This window comes from Butyrivibrio fibrisolvens (assembly GCF_037113525.1).
GTDB lineage: Bacteria > Bacillota > Clostridia > Lachnospirales > Lachnospiraceae > Butyrivibrio > Butyrivibrio fibrisolvens.
On the sequence record NZ_CP146963.1, the window covers coordinates 4,482,323 to 4,507,729 of the forward strand.

A 25,407-nucleotide genomic window follows, 5' to 3' on the forward strand; every position below is an offset into this window, starting at 1 on the left:
TGCGAACGCGAATTATTTAGGACATAATTAAAAGCATCCATAACATTGAGGTACGTTTATATGAAGAATATCGCAGTTATTACTGGTGCAAGTTCAGGCCTTGGCGCTGAGTTTGCAAAGCAATTGTCTAAAGAAGGATATTATATCCTCTTGGTCGCAAGGCGAAAGGACAGGCTCCTTGAAATTCAAAAAGAGCTTGTATTTAAAAGCGAAATATTTACCGCTGACCTTTCTGAGAAAAAAGATATAAATAAATTGTGCGATCATATAGAAAATCTTCTTAGTGAAGATTCTGATAACAAACTGTCTGTTTTTATTAATAATGCAGGTTTTGGCCTTTCCGGAAACTTTACCGACTGCGATGAAAAGCGTGAGATGGAGATGGTAAATGTCAATATAAAAGCGCTCCATCGTCTGACCAAGCGTATGATTCCTCTTATGGATAAAGAAAGCGGCGGATATATTCTGAATATTGGATCATCTGCAGGGCTCCTGCCTGCAGGTCCGTATATGGCGACCTATTATGCAACTAAAGCCTATGTCGTGAGTCTCACAAGAGCTATCGCACATGAGCTTAAAGTTGAGGGAAGCAGGACTTATATTGGCGTTTTATGCCCGGGACCTGTTAATACAGAATTTAACGATGTAGCAGGAGTAGCTTTTGCCCTTAAAGGAATATCTGCGTCAGGCTGCGTATCTTACGCTATCAAAATGATGAAAAAAAGAAAGGTAGTAATAGTACCTACCCTTCGCATGAAGCTTGCATGTTCTTTATCAAAGCTTGTTCCATCAAATATTCTCATTCCTATGACTGCCCACCAGCAGCATAAAAAGATGGGTTAAGCAATAAAATACTTCCCGCACCTTTTTGGTATACGGGAAGTTATTTTTTTAATGCATCTTACCAAGGAAGTCCTTGATATTGGCCTGAACGTTGCCGTTAAAGATAGCAGATCCTGCTACGATAACATTAGCGCCTGCTCCGACAACCATTTCAACATTGTCTGACTTTATGCCTCCGTCTACCTCGATATCAAGGTCACGAAGTCCAAGTGTATTTAAGTGATTTCTAAGATCACGGATTTTATCTGTTGATGAGGGAATATAATTCTGGCCTCCAAATCCTGGCTCAACGCTCATGATAAGGATCATGTCTACATTTTTAAGATAGGGCTCGAGAACATCGATAGGTGTTCCGGGCTTTATAGATATTCCGGCTTTTTTGCCATAAGAATGGATAAGTTCGATAACTGCCCATGGATCGGGAGCTGCTTCCTGATGGAAGGTTATGATATCTGCTCCGACAGCAGCAAATTCTTTGATATATCTGATAGGATTAGTGATCATGAGATGAACATCAAACACCGCATCTGTAGCGTCCCTTATACTCTTGATAACGGGAAGACCAAAAGAAATCGAAGGAACGAACACTCCGTCCATAATATCTATATGGAGGTACTGTGCTCCGGCGGTTTTACAGTCCGCAATCTGTTTCCCAAGATTTTTGAAATCAGCTGATAAAATAGACGGTGCAAGAATGTTGTTCATAAAACTAATCCTTTCATTTGCTATATGCCGACAAACGTAATTATATGCCATCTTGAATCTAACATTCAAGGACATATATTGATGACTTTTTATTACTTTTTGCTGCTTTTTTGCAAAAAACGAATAGGACACTATCTAATTTAACTTAAATGTTTCGTCAAAATCACTTTAATCCAAGTTTGGCAGATACTTCTTTAAGTCTGTTTTCATACTGGTTCCAGAAAGTTACGCCTGTTTTATAAGGTTCTACATAGAATATCTGCAGTATATATCTTGCCGTATAGGTCTTTTGAGGATCCGGAACTTTAGAAAGAGCTTCTCCAGTCTTTTTACAAAAATCATGCCAGGAAACTACAAAATCCTCATATTGTGACAGGTTCTCTATGCCTATCCATTCTCTGAGCTTTACAGGATATCTTGAAGCCTTTGGTTTTGTACACTCATTAACCTGTAAAAAGTAGTGCATGCCCTTTTCATCATAAAGTCTTCCCATTGGAAAAAGGCGACAGTAACCGGGACGAAAACTATGGATTGAACAGCGGTTTTCTTCGTTTAAAAAGGCACATTTTTCCTCTTTTTCAGGATTATCTTCATCATAGGTTATGAGATTTGGAAGGATAAGATTATCAACTATTCTTATCTCTATCTCTTTTTCCATCATATCTTCAAAGCTCTTACCAAGACCTTTACATAAATTGTAGATATCATAAGGATCCAGAATTATAGAATCCCCTGTTATCCTGCAGCAATCACTGCAGCCCATACACTCATTACAGCCCACATTTACAAGATCGTCAGGCTTATATATAAATCCATCTGAAATATCTTCAAAATTTACATCTCTTATCATCTTACATAGCCTCTTTCATTATTTCGCTATTATTCATTACAAAAATCTACTTGAGGATAACAATTTAATAAATGCATTACAAAAATACCAAATCCTCTTTGTGCCTATTTTTTCTCTGTTTAGAGCCGCCTATTCTCCGAACTTTTCGCCTTTTTTTCTACCATATGCACAAAAGAATAGACACCCCTTATATGTTATAATATAACCACGTTTCGTCCCATTTACTAGAATTACTTGTTTTTTGTTTGTGTTTGAATTGTCTTGTGTCAGAGAGATACGGCCCAACAAATATTTCCGATCTCATCTCATATCGATTCATCCAAACTGTAACATGACTTAAGAGGTGAAAGTATGAGAAAAATCTTAGCAGTATTGTCTGTTATTATTTTAGTTGTCTTTTTTTCTGGAAACAGTACTACAGTCTATGCCGCAGGAAGCTACAAGGTTACCTTTATAGCCAACGGCGGAAGTGGTGAGATGAGCACCGCAGCCTTTAGTACTACTTCTGTTTCTACACTTCCAGCTAATAAATTTACAAGAACAGGTTACCGCTTCCGCGGATGGAATACCAACAGTAACGGCACAGGTGTAGGCTATGCCGATCAGGGCAATGTCATGTATACAGGTGTCGATAATCTTAAGCTGTATGCATCATGGGAACCTCAGGTTTACAAGATTTCTTTTGACGGTAATGGGGCCACATCAGGAAGCATGAATGACCAGCTTATAAGCTATGACCAGAACACTGCTCTTAGAGCTAACGGCTTCACCAAAGATGGCTACACCTTTGCAGGATGGGTTGATAACAACGGTACTGTATATGCTGACGGTCAGGCAGTTTCTAACCTTCGTAAATGCAACATGCGTTCTACCAAGCTTAAGACCATAAGCGCTGGTAAGCCAAGTGTATATACAAACTATTCATTTAAGAGCGTTCAGGGTTCAACCGTTTTCACGGAGAATTCTCATAAATACGTTGTATTTGCAGCATCTATCAATGATGCAAGCTACTACGCCGGCGACTTGTCTCATTATGAGACCAATCTGGTAAAATACGACCTTACTGCAGGTAAGACAGTAGCTACCGTTCATAACCTCTGGTTTGATCATGGTAATGCCATGTGCTACAACCCTGGTAACGGACACATTTATATCGCAGAGGGTGGTACTCGTCCCGGATATGCATCCGATATCATGGAAGTCGATTCCAACCTCAACTATGTAGCAACTCATCACATCGAAGGTGTAAGTAATGTTTATGCCATAGCCTACTATAACGGCGCATATTATGTAATGGGCAAGAACGATTCGGGTAAGGCATGCTTTTTCCTTGTGAATTATAATTTTGAGATTGCCGGATGGAAAGATGTAAGTGCCAACTACACTCAGGGCTACTGCATACAGGGAATGGCAGTTGACGGCAACTTCATCTATGCTATAACAGCCTGCTTCGATTCATATAACTGGAAGGGTAATCAGAAGGTTAACGTATTCACCATGTCAGGTGACTATGCAGGAACATGGTCTATCGATGTATCTAAAGAAGTTGAAGATATAAGTATTGATCCTTCAACAGGTAAGATTTACATATCAACCAATGAGGGAAGTAAGACCACTGTATATGAAACAGTATTCCCGAATGTAACACTGCATGCATCATGGATCAAGAATTGATTATGGAGATTAACATGATCAAGAAATTCACTACAACGCCAAAGACTGACGGCTTCCATATGCCCGGCGAATTTGAAAAACATAAAGGAACTGTAATGATCTGGCCTGTAAGACCCGGCTCCTGGCCATATGGCGGTAAAGAGGCTCAGAAGGTCTTTACTAAGATAGCCAAAGAAATCGCAAAGCACGAAGTCATGTACATGCTTACTGATAAGGAACATGCAGCTGATGCTGCCAAAATGCTTGATGCAGATATCATAGACGCATCAAACGGCGAAACAGCCACTGACACTTCTTTTAAAGAAGGCGCTTCCAATATACATGTTCTTGTGATCCCTACTGATGACAGCTGGGCAAGAGATGTTGGTCCAACTTTTGTTACTAACAAAAGAGGCAGTATAAGAGGTATCGACTGGAAATTCAATGCATGGGGCGGCGAGATTGACGGTCTCTACCCTGACTATGAAAATGATAATGCAGCTGCTTCAAAGATATGCGAAGCGCTTTCTTGCGACGTATACGATGCTCAGGACTTCGTCCTTGAGGGAGGCGCTATCCACTCAGACGGTGAAGGAACAGTTATCGTAACTGAGAGCTGTCTTCTTAGTAAGGGCCGTAATCCCAAAATGTCCAAAGAGAAACTAACAGATAGACTTTGCAACATGCTTGGAGCAAAAAAAGTTATCTGGATCCCTTATGGCATCTATAATGATGAAACCAATGAACATGTGGATAACATATGCGCTTTCACAAAACCAGGTGAAGTTGTTCTTGCATGGACCAATGATACAGAAGATCCCCAGTACAAGATGAGCGCAGCTGATCTTCAGGTTCTTATTAGTACTAAGGATGCAAAAGGCAGAAAGCTTAAGATACACAAACTTATGATCCCTAAAGAGCCTGTATGCATCAAGGAAGAAGAGCTTGAAGGTTATGAATTTGCAGAAGGCGAAGATACAAGAGAAGTTGGCGAAAGGCTTGCTGCAAGCTATGTAAATTTCTATATCTGTAACGGTGCTGTCCTTGTACCTCAGTTTGGGGATGTTAACGACAAGGCTGCAGTGAAAAAGCTTAAAGCTCTTTTCCCAGACAGAGAGATCGTAGGTATTCCTGCAAGACAGATAATAGTAGGCGGCGGCAACATCCACTGCATAACACAACAGATACCTGAAAAATAAGGTTGGAGACAATTAATATCACCATTCTTTGAGAGGTCAAAATGAGAAATATAACAATTGCTACATGTCAGATGCAGATGAGCTCTAACGTTAATGAAAATATTGCAAAAGCAGACAAGCTGGTTCGCGAAGCTGCAGAGAAAGGTGCTAACGTAATCCTTCTTCCTGAGCTTTTCGAGCGTCCGTATTTCTGCCAGGAGCGCAGATACGATTACTACGAGTATGCTACTCCCCTTGAAAGTAACCCTGCTGTTAATCACTTTAAGAAAGTAGCTAAGGAACTCGGCGTAGCAATGCCTATAAGTTTTTATGAAAAGGACGTAACTGTCCTTTATAACTCTATCGCTATGATCGATGCTGATGGAAGTATACTTGGAGTATACAGAAAGACTCATATTCCGGATGATCATTTCTATCAGGAGAAGTTCTATTTCACTCCAGGGAACACCGGATTCAAAGTCTGGGATACTAAATTTGGAAAAATAGGAGTAGGCATCTGCTGGGATCAGTGGTTCCCGGAAGCTGCCAGAAGCATGGCTCTTATGGGAGCTGAAATACTTCTGTATCCAACAGCCATTGGTTCAGAGCCCGTTCTTGAAACAGACTCCATGCCTCACTGGCGCCGCTGCATGCAGGGTCATTCCGGATCAAATCTTATGCCCGTTGCAGCAGCAAACCGCATTGGAACAGAATCCGTAACACCTTGTATGGAGAATAATAATCAGTCTTCTTCACTTAAGTTCTATGGTTCATCTTTTATAACAGATGGAACCGGCGCTATAATCGCTGATGGATCAAGAGATAAGGAAGAAGTTCTTACAGCGACTTTCGATCTTGATGAGCTTTATGAAATGCGAATGAGCTGGGGAGTATTTAGGGATAGAAGGCCTGAATGCTACAGATAATAGCTATCCACCACCTAAAGGTGATGGACTTGTAACTACAAAATGTATAAAACAAATACCCGCATAACATGCATCTGATCATGTTACGCGGGTGTTTTTATAAATAATATACATTTTCAAATCATAGATTCAAAATTCAAAAACTGATACTCTACTAATAATTCATATTTCAAATTTAGCAGTTACGAATTAATGCTTCTCTCATATGCAAACATATACTGCTGCATTATGCCGCCATAAGGACGATATGCCTCAATCGGAAAGTCATTCGGGTAATATCTGTCCCTTATCTTATTCATCCAAACATCTATTGGGAACGAATCCAGCCTATTAAAGCCAAAAAGCATGGTGCAGTTTGCAACCTTCTTACCAACTCCATACAGTGAGCACAGACTGTCAAAAAGCTTATCATCACTAAGCTCTTTCCATTTATCAAGATCTACTGCTCCATCTGCCACGGCATGCGCTGCCTTATAAATATATGCTGCGCGGTAGCCAAGACTGCAGGCAGATAGGTCACTTTCAGATAATGCGGCAAGTTCTTTTGGCGTCGGGAATGCATAGAGCTTCTCTCCGTCTATTTCACCTATAACCTTGCCTGCTGCCTTACAGATTTTCTCTACAGATGCCTTGATCGCCGGGATATTTTTCCTTTGAGATATGATGAACGTAATGAGCGTCTCCCATGGATCCTGCTTTATTATACGAATTCCATCGCATATGGAGGCGGCCCTTTTAAGATACTCATCATCTTCCGGAATTCTTTCGATTATTTTCCCATAGTCTGTACCAAGGTCAAAATAATCCTTCCAGATATTGTCAAAGTCACTGTCTGAGCAGTCCATGGTTACAGACCCTGTCTCCAGATCCTGCTCTATATTAAGGATCTTACCAAATGCGACTATCCTGTATTTATAATCTGATATTCTGTTCCACCTGAAGCACTGTCCACTGTCTGCGATCTGCTCAAGGTCGAACTGTGATGGGGTAATAGTTTTCATCCAAAGCTCCAATTATTCTTTAATAAGCAGCTGAAAACGTCATATTTTCAGCTGCTGTTATTTATTACGATAATCTCATTTTAAAATCTTCATAGCCAAACTTCTTGATAAGTCTTACATCGCCCTTTTCATCCATGGCACATATTGATGGCAGGCACATTCCGTTAAAAGTGTTGTTCTTGACCATGGAATAGATAGCCATGTCTTCAAATATAAGCCTGTCTCCAACATGGATCTCTTTGTCAAAAGAATAATCGCCTATGATATCACCTGCAAGACATGTACAGGATGATAGTCTATAAGTATATTTCTTCTCATCCGGTTTACCTGAGTCCCTAAGCGGCGGACGATATGGCATCTCAAGTACGTCAGGCATATGGCATGCCGCAGAAGCATCAAGTACCAGTATCTTAAGGTCATTATCAACTATATCAAGAACCTCTGTTACAAGGTATCCTGCATTTAAAGCTATTGCTTCGCCAGGCTCAAGGTAAACTTCCACGTTATATTTTTCTTTTATACTCTTAACGCAGCCAATAAGCTTTTCAATATCATAGTCAGCACGGGTAATGTGATGGCCACCTCCCATGTTGAGCCACTTGATCTGAGGAAGAGATAAGTACTTACCAAACTTCTCTTCTACAGCCTTAAGCGTAGTCTCAAGGTCGTCGCTGTTCTGCTCGCAAAGGGTATGGAAATGAAGTCCGTCAACATATTTAAATACGTCTCCGTACTCCTCAAGGCCTTTTTCAAATGCTGAAAGTGTGATTCCAAGTCTTGACCCTTTCGCGCAAGGATCATAGATGGCATCTTCCTGAGTTGAACACTCGGGGTTTATGCGAAGGCCTATTCCAGTATATGAAGGCTCATTAGCGCTTTTAGATCTACTTTCTTGATCTTTATGGATATCAGCTACGATCTTTCCATATTTACCAAGCTGAGCAAAAGAGTTAAAGATAACATGATCACATATATCTGCTATCTCTTCTATTTCATCAGGTTTATATGCAGGTGAAAAAACGTGATTCTCAAGCCCCATTTCTTCATGCCCCAGTCTTGCTTCAAAAAGGCCACTTGCAGTAGCGCCAGATAAATATTCTTTTATAAGAGGATATTCACAAAATGCAGAAAAAGCTTTCTGCGCAAGAAGGATGTGACATCCTGCTTTTTCTCTAACATCCTTAAGAATTGTCAGATTATCCTTTAATTTCTTTTCATCAATTATATAAGAGGGAGTTGGTACATTATTAAAATCCATGGTTAACCTCGTATTTTAGTCTATTTACGTCAAAAAACCTTACCCCATATTATAACATGAGTTCCTTAATATATTTAGAAATCCTTGTTTTCAACCTGTTTGCATTTATGTTATATAGTGTATCAAAACGCTTTTATCTATTTTTTCCAAACGCATTACCAATTACCTGTATTCTTTTTGTAGATTATTTATATTGTAATCACATAACCCGATGTGTATAATTCCGTTTTGTGTGTTAACGAAAAACAAATAAAAGGCAAAGCAGACGAAAGTCTGTGACGCAAAACTACAGGGGCTTTAAAATGTCAGCCAGTTGCATTTATAATGAATCTGAAATCGTGATCACTTTCAGACATTTAAGCACGTAGACATTGGTCCTTCGTGCTTATTTTTATGAATGAGGTTACAAATGAAGAAATCTAAATTCTCTTTTATTGGAAAATTGTGCGGCGCAGCACTCCTTATGCTGATTGCTATGTCTATTATAATTACTGCCGTAGGAGTGTCTATGGTCGAGAAGGCATACTATGACTCTTTTGCCGAGGAGCTGCATATATCTGCACTACAAGTATCTGAAATGGCAGGTCAATGGCAAGGCGACTGGTCACTTAATTCTGACAACGACCTTATGAAGGGCGATGTAGCCATTCATGACATCTTCCAAAACCAGCTGGATTCACTTAGCGAAAAAACCGGCATATCTTATACAGTATTCTTCCAAAATGTCAGAAAAATAACAACTTTGACTGATTCAGATACAGGCCTTCGTATGGAAGGTACCACTGCTTCTGAAGCAGTAACCAGCACTGTTATAAGCGGCGGCAGCGAATACCTTTCTACAGATCTTGAGATTGGTGGCAACAGCTGGTATGCATATTATCTTCCTATCAGAAACTCTGACGGATCAGTAGTTGGAATGATCTTTGCAGGAAGATCTACAGATGATGTAGCTGCTAGTATAGCTTCTGCAGCCAGAAGAATGAGTATAATAAGTGGAATAATCCTTTTAGCAAGCTTTGCTATTGGCTTAACTATGCTGCTTGTATCCAAGAGAATAGTTAAAGATGTCGTAAACGGCCTTGAAAAGCTTGGTAAAGGCGATCTATCTGCCTCATTTGAAGAAAAGAACATAAATCGTAAAGATGAGTTTGGTGACATAGTTAGAAGTGCAGATACTCTTAAAAATAAGCTCAACGAAGTCATCTCAGCAACACTTAATCTCTCCGGAGAAGTTACAAAGTCAGGCGATAACCTCTCCACATCCGCTCAGACAGCTTCACACGTATCCAGCCAGGTAGCTGAAGCTGTTGGAGATATCAGTAAGGGTGCTGTATCTCAGGCTGAAAGCGTAGAAACATCTGCTTCTAATACTAACGAAATGGGCGATAGCATAGATGAGATCGGCGTAAGCGTAGAAGACCTTTCAAGTGCTACAACTCAGATGCTCACTGCTGCCAAAAGAACAGTAGAAGCCCTTGACGGCCTTATGGAACAGAACAAGACTGTTATGGCTTCAATGATGGATATCGACGCTCAGATCAAAGCTACCAACAACGCTGTTAAGAAGATTGCTGATGCATCTCACTCTATCACCGAGATATCAAGCCAGACTAACCTATTGTCACTTAATGCTTCTATCGAAGCTGCAAGAGCCGGTGACTATGGTAAGGGATTCGGCGTAGTTGCTAATGAGATAGGTCTTCTTGCACAGCAGTCAAGTACAGCTGCTACAACTATCAATGAGATAGTAGAAGATCTCGTAACAGACTCTACTAAGAGTATGGAAATAATAGAAGAACTAAATGCAGCCTTCAATGAGCAAAGCTCCCAGCTTACAAGCACAAAGTCTGATATGGACGGCGTTGTAACAGGAGTAAACAGCGTAGAGCAGAACACCCAGACAATATCTGATAAGGTTAATATGCTCAACTCTTCCAAGGCTCAGCTTATCGACCTTATTGCAGAGCTTTCTGCTATATCTCAGCAGAACGCAGCATCTACAGAAGAGACCAACGCTTCTATGGAAGAGCTCAATGCTACATTTGCACTTATCAGTAACTCAGCATCAGATCTTAAGGATCTTGCAGATTCACTTAACCAGAAGATGAATTTCTTCCAGCTTGCAACTGAATAACGCAGATAAATAATTTCAAAAGGCAGAATGAGTTTAATGTTCTCATTCCGCCTTTTGTATTGCGATTTTCTGACATTCGCATCAATAATATTCACATTAATGTTTTATGTACAAAATCAATATTCCGGATACTTATCAGGGCTTATAGACCAGCCGTCCTGATACTTGACTGTTACATACAGATCTTCATCCTCGCCATCAAGGAAAACATAGCAGTAGCCATCTTCGAATTTATCTGTGATATCAACTACCTGATCCATGAAATACAGGATAACTCTACCGTCATCATAGTATTCCACGTCAACATCATTAACAAGGTCTGCCAGTAACTCTTCCTCTGTAAGAGGTCTTTCTGTTCCATCAGGCTCTATCGCTATTCCTCCGCCTCCGGATTCTCTTATATTACCATCTTCATCTGTATATTCCATTGTGTAATTACCAGCACCGTCAAATTCTATGGTAGCTGTTGTCTGATCACCATGGATCCAAAGCTGGATGATTCTCTGGATACCTCCAACATTAGCTGCATATGCTGTTCCTGATAATGCAATAACTGCAAGACATATTGCAGCTGCTGCCACTACGTTCTTTATTACTGCTTTCCTCTTTAATATAGCCATTTTTTCATCCTCCAATGAAAAGTCGCAGGAGGTCTGTAATGCAGAGAAAGCTTTTTTATAATTATCTCTATTGCTCATCTTCCCATCCCTCCTTAAGTGCGTCTTTAAGCATTGCACGACCGCGCGATAATCTTACCTTTATATTGCTTTCTGAAATCTTTAAGATCCTGGCTATCTCTTTGACGCTGTAGTCTTCATAGTAAAAAAGGTGAACTACAACGCGGTACTTTTCGGGCAACTTCATAACTTCTTCGAATAGGTCCCTACTTTCCGGCGTTTCAAAAGATAGAGTTTCTATATAGTCTTCCAATGGTACTCCATTCCTGTGCCAGAAAGATGCCTGAATATTTTTGGCTTTATTGATTGCCACTCTGAGTAGCCATGCGCGAATATGCTGCTCACTGTCAAAGTTTTTGCGTGTCATGTAGTACTTTAGAAATGTATCCTGAACAACGTCTTCTGCATCGCTTGCATTCTTGCATATACTAAATGCCGCGGCATAGACATTATTCTTGTACATATTCATTAGTTCCTGTACAGGTAGTCTCATGTTGTCCCTCATTTCTGAGTATTTTTAGGTTTTAAGTACTTCAAATAAGGCCTTATATTATTATTACAGTTGTGGAGTCCAAAAGGTTACAAGATTGAAGAAAATATTTTTAAAATATATATGTCCTTTACATCTCTTCTGGACACTCTATACCGAGAAGTCCACAGCATTCGAATACGATCTGTGAGGTCACATATACCAAATAGAGTCTTGCCTCTTTGGTCTTTACATTTTCTTCTTTTAGAATCGGACACTCCTGATAGAACTTATTAAAATCAGTACACAGGCTTATCAGGTAACGTGCGACAATGGAGGGCTCGTAACTTTCTGCTGCGACGTTAACTGCCTTTTCATATCCGCCAATAGTTTTAATAAGAGCAAAAGAAATATCATCCGTAAGTGCCTGACAATCCGTTAATGTACACTGCAGTTCTTTTCCATATTTACGAAGCACACTTTTAGCGCGGGCATAAGTATATTGAACATACGGTCCTGTTGTGCCATCAAAGCTTAGTACTTCTTTCCATGAGAAGTTGATGTTCTTTATACGCTGGTTAAAAAGGTCATGGAAGATAACTGCGCCTATACCAACCTTCTTAGCAATTTCACCCTTATTCTCGAGCGATGGATTCTTTTCTTCGATAAGCTCATATGCACGTTTGACAGCTTCGTTCAATATATCCTCTGCATATATGATATTTCCTGTACGTGTCGAAAACTTCTCGCCATCAAGACTTACAAGTCCATAAGGTACATGAACAAGATCCTTATAATAATCGAGACCCATAAGCTCAATAGCCTTAAATACCTGCTTGAAATGAAGTGACTGCTCAAGCCCTGTCACATACAGACATTTATCAAAATCATACTTTTCTTTTCGATACAATACAGCTGCTATGTCACGTGAATGATAAATAGAACTTCCATCTTTCTTAGTGATCATACAAGGTGCCATGTCATATTCAGAAAGATCTATTACGTTTGCGCCCTGACTTTCTATAAGGAGATTTTTCTCTTTTAGAAGTTCAACAAGCGCTGGGACTTTCTCACGGTAGAAGCTCTCACCTGTATATGAGTCAAAAGAAATTCCGAGCATATCATATACACGCTCAAATTCTACCATGCTGATGTCCTTGAACCACTCCCAGATTGAAAGAGCTTCTTCATCTCCATGTTCCATGGCTACGAACCAGCTGCGAGCTTCATCCATAAGTTCAGGATGTTCTTCTTTTTCATTATTGAATTTCACGTAAATATCAAGAAGCTCCTGAATGCCATTTTTCTCAACAGCCTCTTTACTGCTCCATTTCTTATATGCAACGATCAGCTTACCAAACTGAGTTCCCCAATCGCCAAGGTGATTGATACGAACAACGTTATATCCAAGCTTGTCATAGATCTTATACAAAGAGTTACCTATAACTGTTGTACGAAGATGTCCAACGTGGAAATTCTTGGCAATGTTTGGAGAAGAGTAGTCCATGCATACTGTCTTCTTCTCTCCAATCTTTTCTACGCCGTGATTACCATCTGCTGCCTTGGTTAAGGTATTCTCTACAAAGAGCTTTCGATTAACAAAAAGGTTGCAGTAACCTCCAACGCAGATTACTTCATCAAGCCCCAGTTCTTCCTTTTTCTGTTCTAATCCGTTTTTAAGATCTGAAGCAATTACTGCAGGATTTTTATGCAATATCTTTGCAAATACAAAACATGGAATTGCTATATCTCCCATTTTGCTATCAGGGGAGTCTCAAGTATTACAGAGCTTTCGTTTGAGCCTTGTATAATGCCCTCTGATAATTCATCCTCTGTGCCTGTTAATCCTAGAATTTCTTCAACAGCTTTACTAATTTCTTCTTTCATGTCATATTCCTTCCTATAATTTCTATGAGTTTTACTTTAAAGCTCTCGCTTTTTTATCTAAAAATGAATGTACTTCCCAATATGTTTTAGAACTGAATAATTTTCCTACTCTAATCGATAGGTATTTCATTTTTTGAATAAAAAAAGAACCGCAATAGATTTAAAGCAATCTGCTAAATCAATTACGGTTCTGCTCATATTACTTATTAACAGCACCGCACGGCAACAAGACATACGCTCCTGTAACCATGCGGATAAATGCGATAGTTACAAGAACTTATGTCTCCTTGCTCTGCGTCTTAAGCTGTTTGTCAGTAATAATAAATTCATACGTATATTTCCTTAATTTTTGTAATGAAAACAATATACATTACATACGATAAAGTGTCAATTCACTTTTTCCAAACACTCTTACTTATTTCAAATACGCCATCGTGATATGGACCTTCTCCTGTGAAAAAGGTTTCAAATCCGCACTTTTCCAATACGCGGCCTGATGCTTTATTTTCAAGAAGGCGGATTCCATAAACTTCTGAAACGCCGACTTTATCTGCCATAACAGGCAGGAATGCACTTACTGCCTCTGTAGCATAGCCTTTTTTAGTATACTGCTTTGCTACATGGTAACCGATCTCCCACTTTCCATCACCGATCGGAACAAGCTGAACATAACCTATGTTCTTGTCATCTTCTTTGGTGATGAGCGCGTAGATAAGTGGTCCTTCAGTAGAGCCATACTGAGACATTATAAACTCTATGGTTTCCTGCGCATCTTCCAGTGTTTCAAAAACTTCATCCGGAACGAATCTTCTGATATCCTCATCCAGAGAGTTCTTGTGGACATCCAGCGCCATGTCCATTGTCATTTCTGTTATTTTTAATCTGTCTGTTTCTAATAGAATATTACTCATTAGTCCTCCTGTTCTTTTGTTAGGATTCATCTGAGCTTACTTATTCTTGTTTTTATTTTAAGCTCAGACTACTGAGCAATTACATATCTGGTCATACCAACAAACTCCTTTCAGATCCTAATATATTGATATTAACACTTGAACGTTTTATAAAACAATCTCATCTTTATTTCTAAACAAAGTTGAGAAAGCATGTCATATCAACTTTGATTAGAAAATATTGTTTTATCTACTGACAATGAATTTCTCGATAATTTTTGCTGTTTCGGAGGGCTTAAGCTCTGTATTATCTATAAACATTTTCAACTTATGTGTAACTTCTTATCTTTTGAGTTAAACAGTTCTATCTCTGGAAGTTTTTCCCAAAATTATTCCAGAAGAACCTGTACTCTTCATTTCTTGCAAAAACAAAGGCGTAATGGGAGTTTCTTTTTTCTTGCTTTAGATATTTCAGATATTCCTGCTGATAAGGTACAGAAAATGTATGATTCTTATAAATGACTATCAGTGGGAGATCCGAAAAATCCTCAGCGCCGGAATCCACCGGCTCATCAGTGTCTATGCTAATGAGCCGCAGTGGAATCCTGACAAGTTCTGACATAAAGTATTCTGAATAATCAGGAACATCTTCATCCATCGAGCTAAGATAAGTCCGTACCCATTCTTCTCCAAGGCCCTGTGATGCATAATTCTCTGCTGAAGTGATAGTGGGTGAAAACATGGGTAGATTCACCTTTTTACCATAAACAAGTTTCTTGATAGTCTCCGGTGAAAGGTAGAATTCTTCAGCTATTTCCATTATAGAGTGACCGGCAGAATAACGATTGCATATCATGGCGTTACGCTTATTCAGCCTGTCACGATAGCCGGATGCTTCACCCCATCCCTTGGCTGATTCCTGCTTAGGGATATATATCACTTTTCCTTCTGCATACTTCTGAACTTCTTTTAATAGTTTTTCAGGAAGTATATTCTTGGCGTTTTCATATTTCATCTAATAGTTCCACGCTTTTCTTATAATTTTGCCATGCGTCCTTCTAAGGCATTAAGGGATTTAACGATAGACTCGCATGATTCAAGATCATCAATTGATGCGTGCCATCTAAGTGTAACAATTCCCTTGTAATATGCCATGCATAAGAAACGCTCTTTGAAATTATCAATCTTTATATTCTTTTTCTTAGCATACTCATAGAGCTTTTCCGGTACCAGGAGATATGGCTTGTTAAGATCAAGGATTGCAAAATCCATCATGAAATCCATGATTCCGGCTCTTCCCCAATCTGCACAGTATGTCTTTCCATCATCGCCTACGATCATATTGCAAAAGAAGGTGTTATTGTTTGCAAGGTATCTCTGGCCTTCACAAAATGGTACATACTTAAGAGCTTTTTCTGCAATCTCGTTATAGTAGTCTTCCTCAAGGAAAGTTGTTCCGAACATTTCCTTCCAGTTCTTCCAATAACCATCTTCAGGTTCTTCTACCATATCTGCACGGATAAACTCTTCCAGTGTTTTGTAAGGAGCCTTGTTGTTCTCATCAAATTCTCCGTAACCTTCCACTGCAGATACATCAGTAGCAGCGATCTCGAAGATCATATCAAAAAAGTTCTCATAGCACTTCTCAAATTCTTCAGGTGAAAGCTCACCAGCTTTTCTGCCCTTGGGGCTCATCTCTATTTTTTCTTTAGTAAGGTTTCTGATAAAAATGTCTCTATTCATGTTGTTGTCCTCATCTATTTGCTTTGTGTAATGTTTGTAGTTTCCTGAATTGATGTAGCAAGCTTCATCAATTCGAACCATTAGTCACTCGCTTTGCTCGCGACATGAGGTTTTGTATCAGCGCTTTTACAATTATGATAATATCAGCAGTAGCGCTGTATTCAAATAGAGAGAATCGTTATAACTGAATTATACCTATTTAGGCTTATTCATTTGTTAATACTCCCTACACTAAGTCTCTTATTTCAAATACTCCCTGCACTTATCAAAGTGCATTCCAGAGAAGTTATTTACTCTAGCTATTACATCATCTACTTCATCTATTTTGTACCACTTGTGATCATCTACCTCTATAGAATCAGTAAACTCTGCTTTATTTACATAGGCTATGAACCCTATCATGATTAGCTGCTTCGGCTCAAAGTAATAGCTAGAAACATACTGGCATTTTGTAACTATCTGTCCTGTTTCTTCTTTTACTTCTCTGGCAACAGCTTCTTCTATGGTCTCTCCCTCGACCATATAGCCCGATACAACTGTCCACTTGTCCTCAGAAATATAGTTCTGCTTTAATAGAAGTATCTCATTAAATTCGTTCACAACCAGGACTTCAACAACAGGAATGGGATTTCTTCCATAGATTCTTTTACAGGACGGACATATCTTGCAATCGTCATCTCCGCATTTTATATATTCAAGTTCGTGTCCGCACTCTGCACAATATTTGAAAAGCATTGCTTTTTCCTCCCCCATTTTATGTACGATTTCGACAACTTTCTCATCATAGTTATTAATAATAATAAACGATGCCCTTAGGGCATCGTCAATACTCAAAACATATCAAACTTTCCATTCTTTCTTGCAACTCTTTCAGCAAATCCAAAAATAAAATACGTCAGCAAAGCATATACTGTACCGGTAAGAATCTCTGCCGCAATTAATACATAGAACTCTTTTATATCTCCTTCGAAGAGCTTATCCATAGCTGCGATAGCTTTTGTAAGTGGCATCATCTGTGCAATAACTTGCCCTGCCAAGGGAAGGTGACTTACCGGAAACTCGGCTCCTGTAAAGATCATAAGCAAATAGCTTACAACGTTTAATATAAGGTGCATACTGTCTGTCATAAGCCCGAATACTGATATAAAAAGTCCAAAGCTTGCAGCAGATATCATTGCAATAATGATCGCCAACGCTACAAGCGGCATATTCACACCTGAAAAATCAACGCCAAACAAAAGGCTTCCAACGACCAATCCGCAAACTGATGAGCATACTGCAAAAAGAGCCGGAAACACACCGCTTGCCAGTATCAGTGACATCTTTGAACATGGAGATGCGATAATAGACCTAAGCCTCCCACAATATCTTTCACTGACAAACACTCTTCCAAGTCCAAATATACACGCATTCGTGCAGAGCAGGAAAGCATTTCCTATAACCCAGTTAGTCAGGTTAGATGTGTTAAAACTAAAGGTTGCAATAAGGCAGTAAAAGATAAGCGTGATAAGCGGATATCCTATCTGCATAAGGACGAATTCCTCTGCCTCAAATGCTGCACTTCTCCCTTTATGGTAAAGATAAGCCTGATCCCAAAAACGTCTAATCATTATGCCACCTCCAGTGTTGCTGATATTCGAACACGCCTGTCTATTTTCTTGTAAAGAAGCGCTGAAAATATGGCATAAATAAAAGTAAGTCCCATAAGTGCTCCTAATTTTTCAAAGAAAAGTGCAGTGTCCGTTACTCCCCATACAGCCATTCTCATTAGTTCAACTGCATACGTTGGTGACAAAGCATAGCTAATGATCCTAACTCCGGATGGTAATACTGATACAGGGAATACAAAGCCGCAAAATAGAATTATGGGAATTTCTATACAATTCATATATAGTTCCGTTTTTCTTGATAAAGTCAGGATACAAGCTACCATGGATGAAATCACGATAAAAGAAATGATTGCAGCAAATAAAGCTATAAGAAAATATACAGGACTAACTAACTGCAAAGGTATTCTAAACAGAATCCTTGCAGTGATCAGTGATATTACCATAGTTAGCAGTGACATTAAAGTGTTTCCAATTATTTTTCCCAGGATAATTGCAGGAAAAGTGGCCGGTGCTGCAAAGATAAGCGCCAGTGTCCCACTGAATCTTTCTCTATTAATATCTCCAGCAGATGAAAAACAGATACACCCCCAAAGCCCCATAAGTCCTGCTCCCAATACGACATATGCCATGTAGTTGGTCTCACCGGAATCTCTATACATTTCGTATAGAAGTATTGTATTGAGTATAGGATTAGCTATCAGGCAGAATCTAAACATAGGCCTTGCAAATGACTGTTTCATCTGGACGAACATAGTACTTATGATCACTCTGATCATGCGGACACCCCCTTTACAAGTTCAACATAAGAATCTTCCAAAGAGGCATAGCTTCCCTTTATGCTCTGTGGGGTTCCTTTAGCTATGACTTTTCCCTTATTTATTATCACCAGACGGTCACACAGTTCCTCTACCTCTGCAAGATTATGGGTGGTCAAAAGAACTGTTTTCCCATCTTCCTTGAGTCTTCTAATAATATCTCTGAGCATTCTGGCACCTACAGGGTCAAGGCCAACTGTGGGTTCATCCATAAAGAGGATCTCCGGATCGTTGATAAGTCCTCTTGCTATCTGGAGTCTTTGTATCATTCCCTTTGAATAGGTTTCTGCCAGGTCATCAGCCCTGTCTTTTAGATTTACAAGCTCAAGAATTTTATCAATACGTTCATCCTGTTTCTTCTTCGGGATGAGATACAAATTGGAAAAATACCTGAGGTTATCTCTTGCGGATAGTCTTCTATAGACTCCCATCTCTCCCCCGAAGATAAAGTTTATTCTGGATCTGATCTTCTTTTCTTCTCCAAAAGCTTTGTACCCTAAAACCTCACACTTACCGGATGTTGGAGCAAGTAGTGTTGTAAGCATTTTTATGGTAGTTGTCTTTCCGGCTCCATTTTGTCCAAGAAGGCCAAAGATCTCTCCTCTTTTGACGTCAAAAGATATTCCATCTACTGCCTTAACAACCTTCTTTTCTCTTCTTAACAGTCCTTTTTTACTGACAAATTCTCTTTTTAGATCTTCAACACAAATTACCTGTTCCATAAACACCCTCCTTGTTTGTTCTATATGCATCGAATTAGATTATAATAGAAATATAATAAAAGTCAATAAAAAAGCGAAGCACTATATCAAATGCTTCGCTTTAACCTCTTTATTATTCTTTTTAACTTACAAATGGGCTCTCAAATTATAGATTAAAATCTTCTTTGACCATCTTTAATACCTCTTTTAGCCTGTTGCTTGATAAACCATAGTATTTAGAGGTCTTTACCGGTTCTTCCGTTATGAGTCCGCTCTCTTTAAGTTCGCTCATATGATGTGATATCGTTGAAGGTGCAAGCTGCATCTGCTTAACTATGTCCTGCCCTTTCATAGGTCCGTTTTTAGATAAGAGCTTAAGTATCTGATATCTGGTCTCATCAGATAATGCCTTAAGTGCTGCGACGGTATCTTTAGTATCCTTTTCCTCTTCTCTGATACTGCAGACAAGAATCTGTTTATTATGCTTTGTTCCATTTTCATAGAATAATCTGAATGATCTTCCGGGTATCAGCAATGAAGGAACAAAATAAAATGTTTCGTATGGCCCGCGGTTTTGAAAAGTCTTTCCCATGATTTTCTGAGATATTTCGAGAGGATCACCTTTACCTAAAGCTGCAGCCACATTTTTCTTAAATGATTCAAGTTCTCTACTACGCTCATCTATAGCACCCTTAAGAGATGGTGTATCCATTTCTTTTGCCAGCTCAAAGTACTCTTTGATAAATCTGGTATTTTGTCTGATGAAAGTTGAAAGCCCCAGATAGCTCGGGCAGCGATCCTGTACCTTTGAATATAATGCATCCAGTGCTGCATCGTCGCTAAGCGCATGCAGGATCTCTTTTTGGCTTATCTTGTTATAACTCCATCCTGCCATTCTGAATATTCTTTCATCTTCAGGCATAGACACAAGGTGTTCATAGAATCTTTTTGCAGAAAAAGAGTCATCAAACACATCAAGAAGTATATCGAATAGGTCAAACAGATATAGCTCTTTTACCGCTTCATAAGTTTCAAATAAAAAATGATAACGGCGTCTCCACTCACTTACCTGCTTCTCACCATAGATATTCGAACACTCATTATGCATGTCTTCGCCACCAAGGAGGCTAAAGACTCCAAAGATCGGCTCTATATCAGAAGGATACGCAAATATGCAGTTCTTAGCAATTTCTTCAAATGGCACTTTGATTCCTCCATGTGCTTTTTCTATATTCATCGAAATAGATTATATCATATAATGAGAATAAACTTTCACGTATGCTGATATGTAATACATGCTTTTTCTTTGCTACACTTTACTTACAGCTGAATACAATATTATTGCAATAATAGAAAAGAGAAGATCATGAATAATTTGGGGACAAAAATTAAAGAACTAAGAGTTGCAGAAAATCTGACGCAGGAAAAGCTTGCAGAAGAACTAAATGTTTCATTTCAAAGTATCAGCAGATGGGAAAACGGGATATCGACACCTGACATAAGTCTTATCCCTGTTATAGCCCGCTACTTTGGTGTATCGACCGATCACTTGTTCGGTCTTGAGGATGAAGAATCTGAAATTACAAAGTCAGAGTTTGAGCAAAGATATCTGAATTTTAGAAAAGACGGAGACCTTGATGGTGCATATGAAGTGATGCTTGAAGCAAGAAAGATGTTTCCACGAGACCTGCATTTCTGTACTAATCTTGCAGAAGTTATGGATCTATTCGAAGGCGGAAACAGTATGCAGGTATCTCTTTACCGTGATAAGAACTTCTCTGAGCAGATACGTATGCTGTGCCAGAGAGTTGTTGACGAGAGCAAAGATGAGACAGACCGTTCCAAAGCACTTGCTCTGTTATCTACCTATTACATGAAATCTGGTAATACAAATGAAGCTATAAAAATTGCAAACAGCATGACAGATATCCTTCATTCTAAAGAAGTACTGCTTGGAGAAATTCTGTCTGGAAACGATAAGAAGAAACAGCTTCAGGATAATATCTTAAATATGGCAAATTATATTTCTGATATACTTGTGAAAATTGCTTTTCAAAAAGAATATGGATTCACTACTTCCATGTCGCCTGAAGAGAAGCTTGCATATATTGAAGCTGCAAACACCATTCTCATGATTATCATTCCAGATGGTAACTACTTTGAATACTCACGAAAGCTCGGTTGGAACTATAGGCGAATAGCTGAACTTTACACCATGATGGATCAGAAAGATAAAGCTATAGAGTATCTCCTTAAAGCAGAAAAGATGGCAGCTTACTATGATTCACTTGATAAGGAGAAAGTATACAAGTTCACATCACCATTCTGTGACCTCGCTACAAGTGACATGACAAGAAACGGAAAATACTTCTCTGGCACAGAAACAGAAATGCTTTCATATCGCCTCGATGAATTAAAGGAATATTTTGGAGATAATGAACATTTCAATAAACTACGAAAGCGCATGGGTGAGAATCATATCAATATTTAATAAAACCTCACAAATATAGTTTTTCACTAATACCTTTTATATTCCTGAGAATGCCAGTTAATAAATGAGTTTTTGGTCTTTGAAAATTATATTAAATTCAAGAGCTTGATAGATGGAATAATATATTCTTGTTTGGGATCCACATGTTTGAGCGAAGCGAGTTTGGATCCCAGAATATATTATTCCAGATATCATGCCTTGAATTTTATATAATTTTCATGACCGAAAACTCATTTATTAACTGGCATTCTCAGGAATCCTCAAGCAATAAGGAAATTACATATGTGCGCAATCATTTATCTTTGCGTATATTTGTTTTCTTGTCGAGAAGATATCCTATTCCACTTCCTGTCAGCACGCCGCTAATGGTTCCGGCCCACAGATTCGAGAATGTGATACCAATGATAAAGCCGGCAATCATACCAAGGAACATATACAGTCCCATCCATGAAGTTTTCTGCTTGTTCATGGAGTATTGATCGTAACCATCCTTAAATTCGCGGTAGACATATCCTGCCTTTTCGATACCCTTGATCCAGTCTTCATTTTCATGATCGCACTGAGTTCTGATAGTTCCAATCTCAGGATCTCTGAAAACAAACCTTGCCATCATAAAGAAGATTTCCTCTATATATTTGGGTTCTTCATATTCTGGAAGAAGCTCTACAAATATCTTTACTTCACCCTTGAATTGAGTATCTTCAAAATGAATATTTCCAACATCTTTCTGATTCCCGTCTTTTAATGAAATTGTCCACTTCCCCAAGTATTCTTTTACATCACAGGGCATCAATTTAAAGTGTCTGGTTTCAATCGGAAAAAGTTTTTCATTCATAGCCTATTTTATCCCCCATTTTGAAAAAGGAAAAGCCAAAAAAGTCAGATAATCTCCGGCTTTTTTGGCTTTATTATAACCTATATCTCTGGCGAACCAAATTATTTAAGGAACTCTTTTACTGAGTTGTATACGCCTTCGCCATCAAGACCGTACTTCTTAACAAGTGCTGCAGCAGATCCTGATTCACCGAATCTATCCTGCATACCGATCTTCTTAACAACTGTAGGACACTCTTCTGAAAGAACGTCACATACAGCGCTTCCAAGACCACCGATAACTGAGTGCTCTTCTACTGTTACAACCTTGCCAGTCTTCTTAGCTGTTGCAACAACAAGCTCTCTGTCGATAGGCTTGATCGTGCAGATGTTAATTACTTCTGCTTCGATTCCGTCAGCAGCAAGCTTTTCAGCTGCTTCAAGTGCTGCACCAACGCCGATACCTGTTGCAATGATACTTACATCTTTACCTTCACGAAGAAGTGTTCCTTTTCCAAGCTCGAACTTGTAATCAGGTCTGTCGTTAACAACAGGGCAAGCTGCACGGCCAAATCTGATATATACAGGGCCTTCATGCTCAGCAGCTGCTCTTACGCAAGCTCTTGCCTCGATATCATCTGCAGGGCACATAACAACCATTCCAGGAATTGTACGCATAAGTGCAAGATCTTCGTTACACTGATGAGAAGCGCCGTCCTCACCTACTGTGATTCCTGCGTGAGTTCCACCAATCTTAACGTTAAGATGTGGGTAACCGATTGAGTTACGAACCTGCTCGAAAGCACGTCCTGTAGCGAACATAGCAAATGTGCTTACGAATGGGATCATTCCTGTTGTAGCAAGACCAGCTGCGATACCCATCATGTTACACTCTGCGATACCGCAGTCGATGTGACGATCTGGGAATTCCTTTTTGAACCAGCCGGTTCTTGTTGCTGCTGCAAGGTCAGCGTCAAGAACAACTACCTTATCGTTAACCTTTGCAAGCTCTATAAGTTCCTTACCATAACTATCTCTAGTCGCAATCTTCTTTACTTCGCTCATCTTAACCTCCTCAAGCCTCAAGAGCTTCGCCGATCTTGTTAAGATCGTCCATAGCCTTTGCATACTCTTCATCATTAGGTGCTACGCCGTGCCATGAAACCTGGCCTTCCATGAAGGAAACGCCCTTACCTTTAAGGCTGTGAGCAATGATTGCTGTAGGCTGACCCTTAGTCTCTCTAGCTTCTTTGAATGCTGCGCGAAGCGCATCAAAGTCATGAGCATCAACATTGATCACATGGAAGTTAAATGCTTCGAATTTCTTATCGATAGGATAAGGTGAGCAAACCTCGTCAACAGGTCCATCGATCTGAAGACCATTGTTATCTACAATGACAACAAGGTTATCAAGCTTACGGAATCCTGCAAACATAGCTGCTTCCCAAACCTGTCCTTCTTCGATCTCACCATCACCAAGCAGTGTGTAAGTTCTGTAATCCTTATTGTTAAGCTTTGCAGAAAGAGCCATTCCACAAGCAACTGAGATTCCCTGTCCAAGAGATCCGCTGCTCATATCAAGGCCTGGAAGATACTGCATACTTGGATGTCCCTGAAGTCTTGATCCAAGCTTACGCAGTGTTGTAAGCTCCTCTACTGGGAAATATCCGCGCTGAGCCATTACTGAGTAAAGACCTGGTGCTGTGTGTCCCTTTGAAAGAACGAAACGATCACGATCAGGATCTGCGGGCTTCTCCGGATTGATGTTCATCTCCTCAAAATACAGATATGTAAAAATATCTGCTGCAGACAGTGATCCGCCCGGATGTCCTGCGCCTGCTGCATGAACCGCTGTAACAATACCCTTACGGACTTCGTTAGCTGTTTTCTGAAGTTCCTTGTTTGTCATAGTTATTCTCCTTTATTTCACGTGGTAAAGTACACTCTATAACCGTTACAACTTTAACATATGTATACAAATACGTCCATGTATTTCTTGCCATTTATTTACGACTTTTTGTCACTTTTAAGGTGAACTTTACGATCTTTTAGCCTGACCGTAGTATGCGTTTGCACCATGCTTACGATAGTAATGCTTGTCCTGAAGTTCCTGTGGTGCAGGCTGTACGCGGGCATTGATCACCTCACATCTGTAAGCCATCTTGGCAACTTCTTCTGTTACAACTGAATTGTGAACAGCATCCATACCATCTTTACCCCATGAAAATACTCCGTGGTTTTTGCAAAGAACAGCAGGAACTGCTACATGATCTTTACCCATTGCCTCAAACTCATTAACAATAAGATGTCCTGTATTTTCTTCGTAAGCATCTTCGATTTCTTCTTTTGTAAGGCATCTTACGCAAGGGATCTCGCCGTAGAAGTAATCAGCGTGAGTTGTACCATAGCATGGAATTCCGCGGCCTGCCTGAGCCCAGCTTGTAGCATAAGATGAGTGTGTATGAACTATACCCTTAACGCCCTTATCAGCCCATGCCTTATAGATCTCAACATGTGTAGGTGTATCTGATGATGGATTAAGATCACCTTCAACCTTGTTGCCATTAAGGTCCATAACGACCATGTCTTCAGGCTTCATAACATCATAATCAACGCCGCTTGGTTTGATTACAAAGAGCTTTGTTTCAGGATCGTACTCAGAAACATTACCCCATGTGAATGTAACAAGACCATACTTTGGCAAAAGAATATTCGCCTCATATACTTTTTTCTTTAATTCTTCTAACATTTGAAAATCTCCTA

General features: G+C 39.5%; 26 protein-coding genes and 1 riboswitch. Of the genes, 6 read left to right on the forward strand and 20 right to left on the reverse strand.

All coding sequences use genetic code 11. The features are described from left to right. Positions 1 to 60: 60 nt before the first annotated feature. Positions 61 to 843, forward strand: a complete 783-nt coding sequence (locus WAA20_RS19085; protein ID WP_073385775.1) for an SDR family oxidoreductase — start codon at positions 61 to 63, stop codon at positions 841 to 843. A gap of 48 nt (positions 844 to 891) precedes the next feature. Here the strand turns inward: WAA20_RS19085 and rpe are convergent, their stop codons facing one another. Both rpe and WAA20_RS19095 read right to left on the reverse strand, forming a co-directional pair. Further along, complete coding sequence (rpe, locus tag WAA20_RS19090) at positions 892 to 1,548, reverse strand: ribulose-phosphate 3-epimerase (RefSeq protein ID WP_073385776.1); 657 nt, start codon at positions 1,546 to 1,548, stop codon at positions 892 to 894. Positions 1,549 to 1,711: 163 nt separating this feature from the next. Further along, positions 1,712 to 2,398: a YkgJ family cysteine cluster protein gene (locus WAA20_RS19095; RefSeq protein WP_073385778.1), complete on the reverse strand. Its 687-nt coding sequence runs from the start codon at positions 2,396 to 2,398 to the stop codon at positions 1,712 to 1,714. A 351-nt stretch (positions 2,399 to 2,749) separates the two neighbouring features. Here WAA20_RS19095 and WAA20_RS19100 point away from each other — a divergent pair, with 351 nt between their 5' ends. Genes WAA20_RS19100 through aguB form a run of 3 tightly spaced genes read left to right on the forward strand, consistent with a single transcriptional unit; the run spans position 2,750 to position 6,155 of the window. After that, complete coding sequence (locus WAA20_RS19100) at positions 2,750 to 4,072, forward strand: InlB B-repeat-containing protein (RefSeq protein WP_073385779.1); 1,323 nt, start codon at positions 2,750 to 2,752, stop codon at positions 4,070 to 4,072. 14 nt (positions 4,073 to 4,086) lie between these two features. After that, positions 4,087 to 5,250, forward strand: a complete 1,164-nt coding sequence (gene aguA, locus WAA20_RS19105) for an agmatine deiminase (protein ID WP_073385781.1) — start codon at positions 4,087 to 4,089, stop codon at positions 5,248 to 5,250. 41 nt (positions 5,251 to 5,291) lie between these two features. Then, on the forward strand, positions 5,292 to 6,155 hold the full coding sequence (gene aguB / locus WAA20_RS19110; RefSeq protein WP_073385782.1) for an N-carbamoylputrescine amidase: 864 nt from the start codon (positions 5,292 to 5,294) through the stop codon (positions 6,153 to 6,155). A 182-nt stretch (positions 6,156 to 6,337) separates the two neighbouring features. On the opposite strand, the gene WAA20_RS19115 is transcribed toward aguB, so the two are convergent. After that, complete coding sequence (locus WAA20_RS19115) at positions 6,338 to 7,156, reverse strand: DNA glycosylase (protein ID WP_073385783.1); 819 nt, start codon at positions 7,154 to 7,156, stop codon at positions 6,338 to 6,340. 64 nt (positions 7,157 to 7,220) lie between these two features. Next, positions 7,221 to 8,414 (reverse strand): carboxynorspermidine decarboxylase, encoded by a 1,194-nt coding sequence (nspC, locus tag WAA20_RS19120; protein WP_073385785.1) that lies wholly within the window; start codon positions 8,412 to 8,414, stop codon positions 7,221 to 7,223. 245 nt (positions 8,415 to 8,659) lie between these two features. Continuing rightward, positions 8,660 to 8,735, forward strand: a riboswitch (cyclic di-GMP riboswitch). Positions 8,736 to 8,823: 88 nt separating this feature from the next. On the opposite strand from nspC, the gene WAA20_RS19125 reads away from it, so the two are divergent. Then, entirely contained in the window at positions 8,824 to 10,548 is a 1,725-nt protein-coding gene (locus WAA20_RS19125; RefSeq protein ID WP_073385786.1) for a methyl-accepting chemotaxis protein, read from the forward strand. A gap of 116 nt (positions 10,549 to 10,664) precedes the next feature. Here the strand turns inward: WAA20_RS19125 and WAA20_RS19130 are convergent, their stop codons facing one another. The 12 genes from WAA20_RS19130 to WAA20_RS19185 all read right to left on the reverse strand — a co-directional run bounded on the left by WAA20_RS19130 (position 10,665) and on the right by WAA20_RS19185 (position 20,544). Next, a complete protein-coding gene (locus WAA20_RS19130; RefSeq protein ID WP_073385788.1) occupies positions 10,665 to 11,246 on the reverse strand; it encodes a DUF4179 domain-containing protein in 582 nt (193 codons plus the stop codon). After that, a complete protein-coding gene (locus tag WAA20_RS19135) occupies positions 11,236 to 11,718 on the reverse strand; it encodes a sigma-70 family RNA polymerase sigma factor (protein ID WP_073385790.1) in 483 nt (160 codons plus the stop codon). The genes WAA20_RS19130 and WAA20_RS19135 overlap by 11 nt, the downstream gene beginning before the upstream one ends. Before the next feature lie 127 nt (positions 11,719 to 11,845). Beyond that, entirely contained in the window at positions 11,846 to 13,450 is a 1,605-nt protein-coding gene (argS, locus tag WAA20_RS19140; protein WP_073385791.1) for an arginine--tRNA ligase, read from the reverse strand. Then, positions 13,438 to 13,581, reverse strand: a complete 144-nt coding sequence (locus tag WAA20_RS19145; protein ID WP_167562664.1) for a hypothetical protein — start codon at positions 13,579 to 13,581, stop codon at positions 13,438 to 13,440. Before WAA20_RS19145 ends, argS begins: the two co-directional genes overlap by 13 nt. A 392-nt stretch (positions 13,582 to 13,973) precedes the next feature. After that, complete coding sequence (locus tag WAA20_RS19150; RefSeq protein WP_073385793.1) at positions 13,974 to 14,492, reverse strand: GNAT family N-acetyltransferase; 519 nt, start codon at positions 14,490 to 14,492, stop codon at positions 13,974 to 13,976. A gap of 343 nt (positions 14,493 to 14,835) precedes the next feature. Continuing rightward, positions 14,836 to 15,486 carry a CD3324 family protein gene (locus WAA20_RS19155; RefSeq protein WP_073385795.1) on the reverse strand — a complete coding sequence of 217 codons (651 nt, stop codon included), beginning with the start codon at positions 15,484 to 15,486 and terminating at the stop codon, positions 14,836 to 14,838. A 20-nt stretch (positions 15,487 to 15,506) separates the two neighbouring features. Next, positions 15,507 to 16,214, reverse strand: coding sequence for a hypothetical protein (locus tag WAA20_RS19160; protein ID WP_027203625.1), 708 nt, complete (start codon positions 16,212 to 16,214; stop codon positions 15,507 to 15,509). A 240-nt stretch (positions 16,215 to 16,454) separates the two neighbouring features. After that, a complete protein-coding gene (locus WAA20_RS19165; protein WP_073385796.1) occupies positions 16,455 to 16,949 on the reverse strand; it encodes an NUDIX domain-containing protein in 495 nt (164 codons plus the stop codon). Positions 16,950 to 17,044: 95 nt separating this feature from the next. Further along, complete coding sequence (locus WAA20_RS19170) at positions 17,045 to 17,824, reverse strand: ABC transporter permease (protein ID WP_073385798.1); 780 nt, start codon at positions 17,822 to 17,824, stop codon at positions 17,045 to 17,047. Then, a complete protein-coding gene (locus WAA20_RS19175; RefSeq protein WP_073385799.1) occupies positions 17,824 to 18,600 on the reverse strand; it encodes an ABC transporter permease in 777 nt (258 codons plus the stop codon). The genes WAA20_RS19170 and WAA20_RS19175 overlap by 1 nt, the downstream gene beginning before the upstream one ends. Next, complete coding sequence (locus WAA20_RS19180) at positions 18,597 to 19,361, reverse strand: ABC transporter ATP-binding protein (RefSeq protein WP_073385801.1); 765 nt, start codon at positions 19,359 to 19,361, stop codon at positions 18,597 to 18,599. Before WAA20_RS19180 ends, WAA20_RS19175 begins: the two co-directional genes overlap by 4 nt. A gap of 145 nt (positions 19,362 to 19,506) precedes the next feature. Continuing rightward, positions 19,507 to 20,544: a metalloregulator ArsR/SmtB family transcription factor gene (locus WAA20_RS19185; RefSeq protein WP_167562665.1), complete on the reverse strand. Its 1,038-nt coding sequence runs from the start codon at positions 20,542 to 20,544 to the stop codon at positions 19,507 to 19,509. A 162-nt stretch (positions 20,545 to 20,706) separates the two neighbouring features. Here WAA20_RS19185 and WAA20_RS19190 point away from each other — a divergent pair, with 162 nt between their 5' ends. Continuing rightward, positions 20,707 to 21,831: a helix-turn-helix transcriptional regulator gene (locus WAA20_RS19190; protein ID WP_073385802.1), complete on the forward strand. Its 1,125-nt coding sequence runs from the start codon at positions 20,707 to 20,709 to the stop codon at positions 21,829 to 21,831. Positions 21,832 to 22,123: 292 nt separating this feature from the next. Here the strand turns inward: WAA20_RS19190 and WAA20_RS19195 are convergent, their stop codons facing one another. The 4 genes from WAA20_RS19195 to WAA20_RS19210 form a co-directional block, all read right to left on the reverse strand. Next, positions 22,124 to 22,666: a GNAT family N-acetyltransferase gene (locus WAA20_RS19195; RefSeq protein ID WP_073385804.1), complete on the reverse strand. Its 543-nt coding sequence runs from the start codon at positions 22,664 to 22,666 to the stop codon at positions 22,124 to 22,126. A 101-nt stretch (positions 22,667 to 22,767) separates the two neighbouring features. Then, complete coding sequence (locus WAA20_RS19200) at positions 22,768 to 23,709, reverse strand: transketolase family protein (RefSeq protein WP_073385805.1); 942 nt, start codon at positions 23,707 to 23,709, stop codon at positions 22,768 to 22,770. A gap of 10 nt (positions 23,710 to 23,719) precedes the next feature. Continuing rightward, positions 23,720 to 24,553, reverse strand: a complete 834-nt coding sequence (locus tag WAA20_RS19205; RefSeq protein WP_073385807.1) for a transketolase — start codon at positions 24,551 to 24,553, stop codon at positions 23,720 to 23,722. A 129-nt stretch (positions 24,554 to 24,682) separates the two neighbouring features. Continuing rightward, positions 24,683 to 25,393 carry an L-ribulose-5-phosphate 4-epimerase gene (locus WAA20_RS19210; protein ID WP_073385808.1) on the reverse strand — a complete coding sequence of 237 codons (711 nt, stop codon included), beginning with the start codon at positions 25,391 to 25,393 and terminating at the stop codon, positions 24,683 to 24,685. Positions 25,394 to 25,407: the final 14 nt, after the last annotated feature.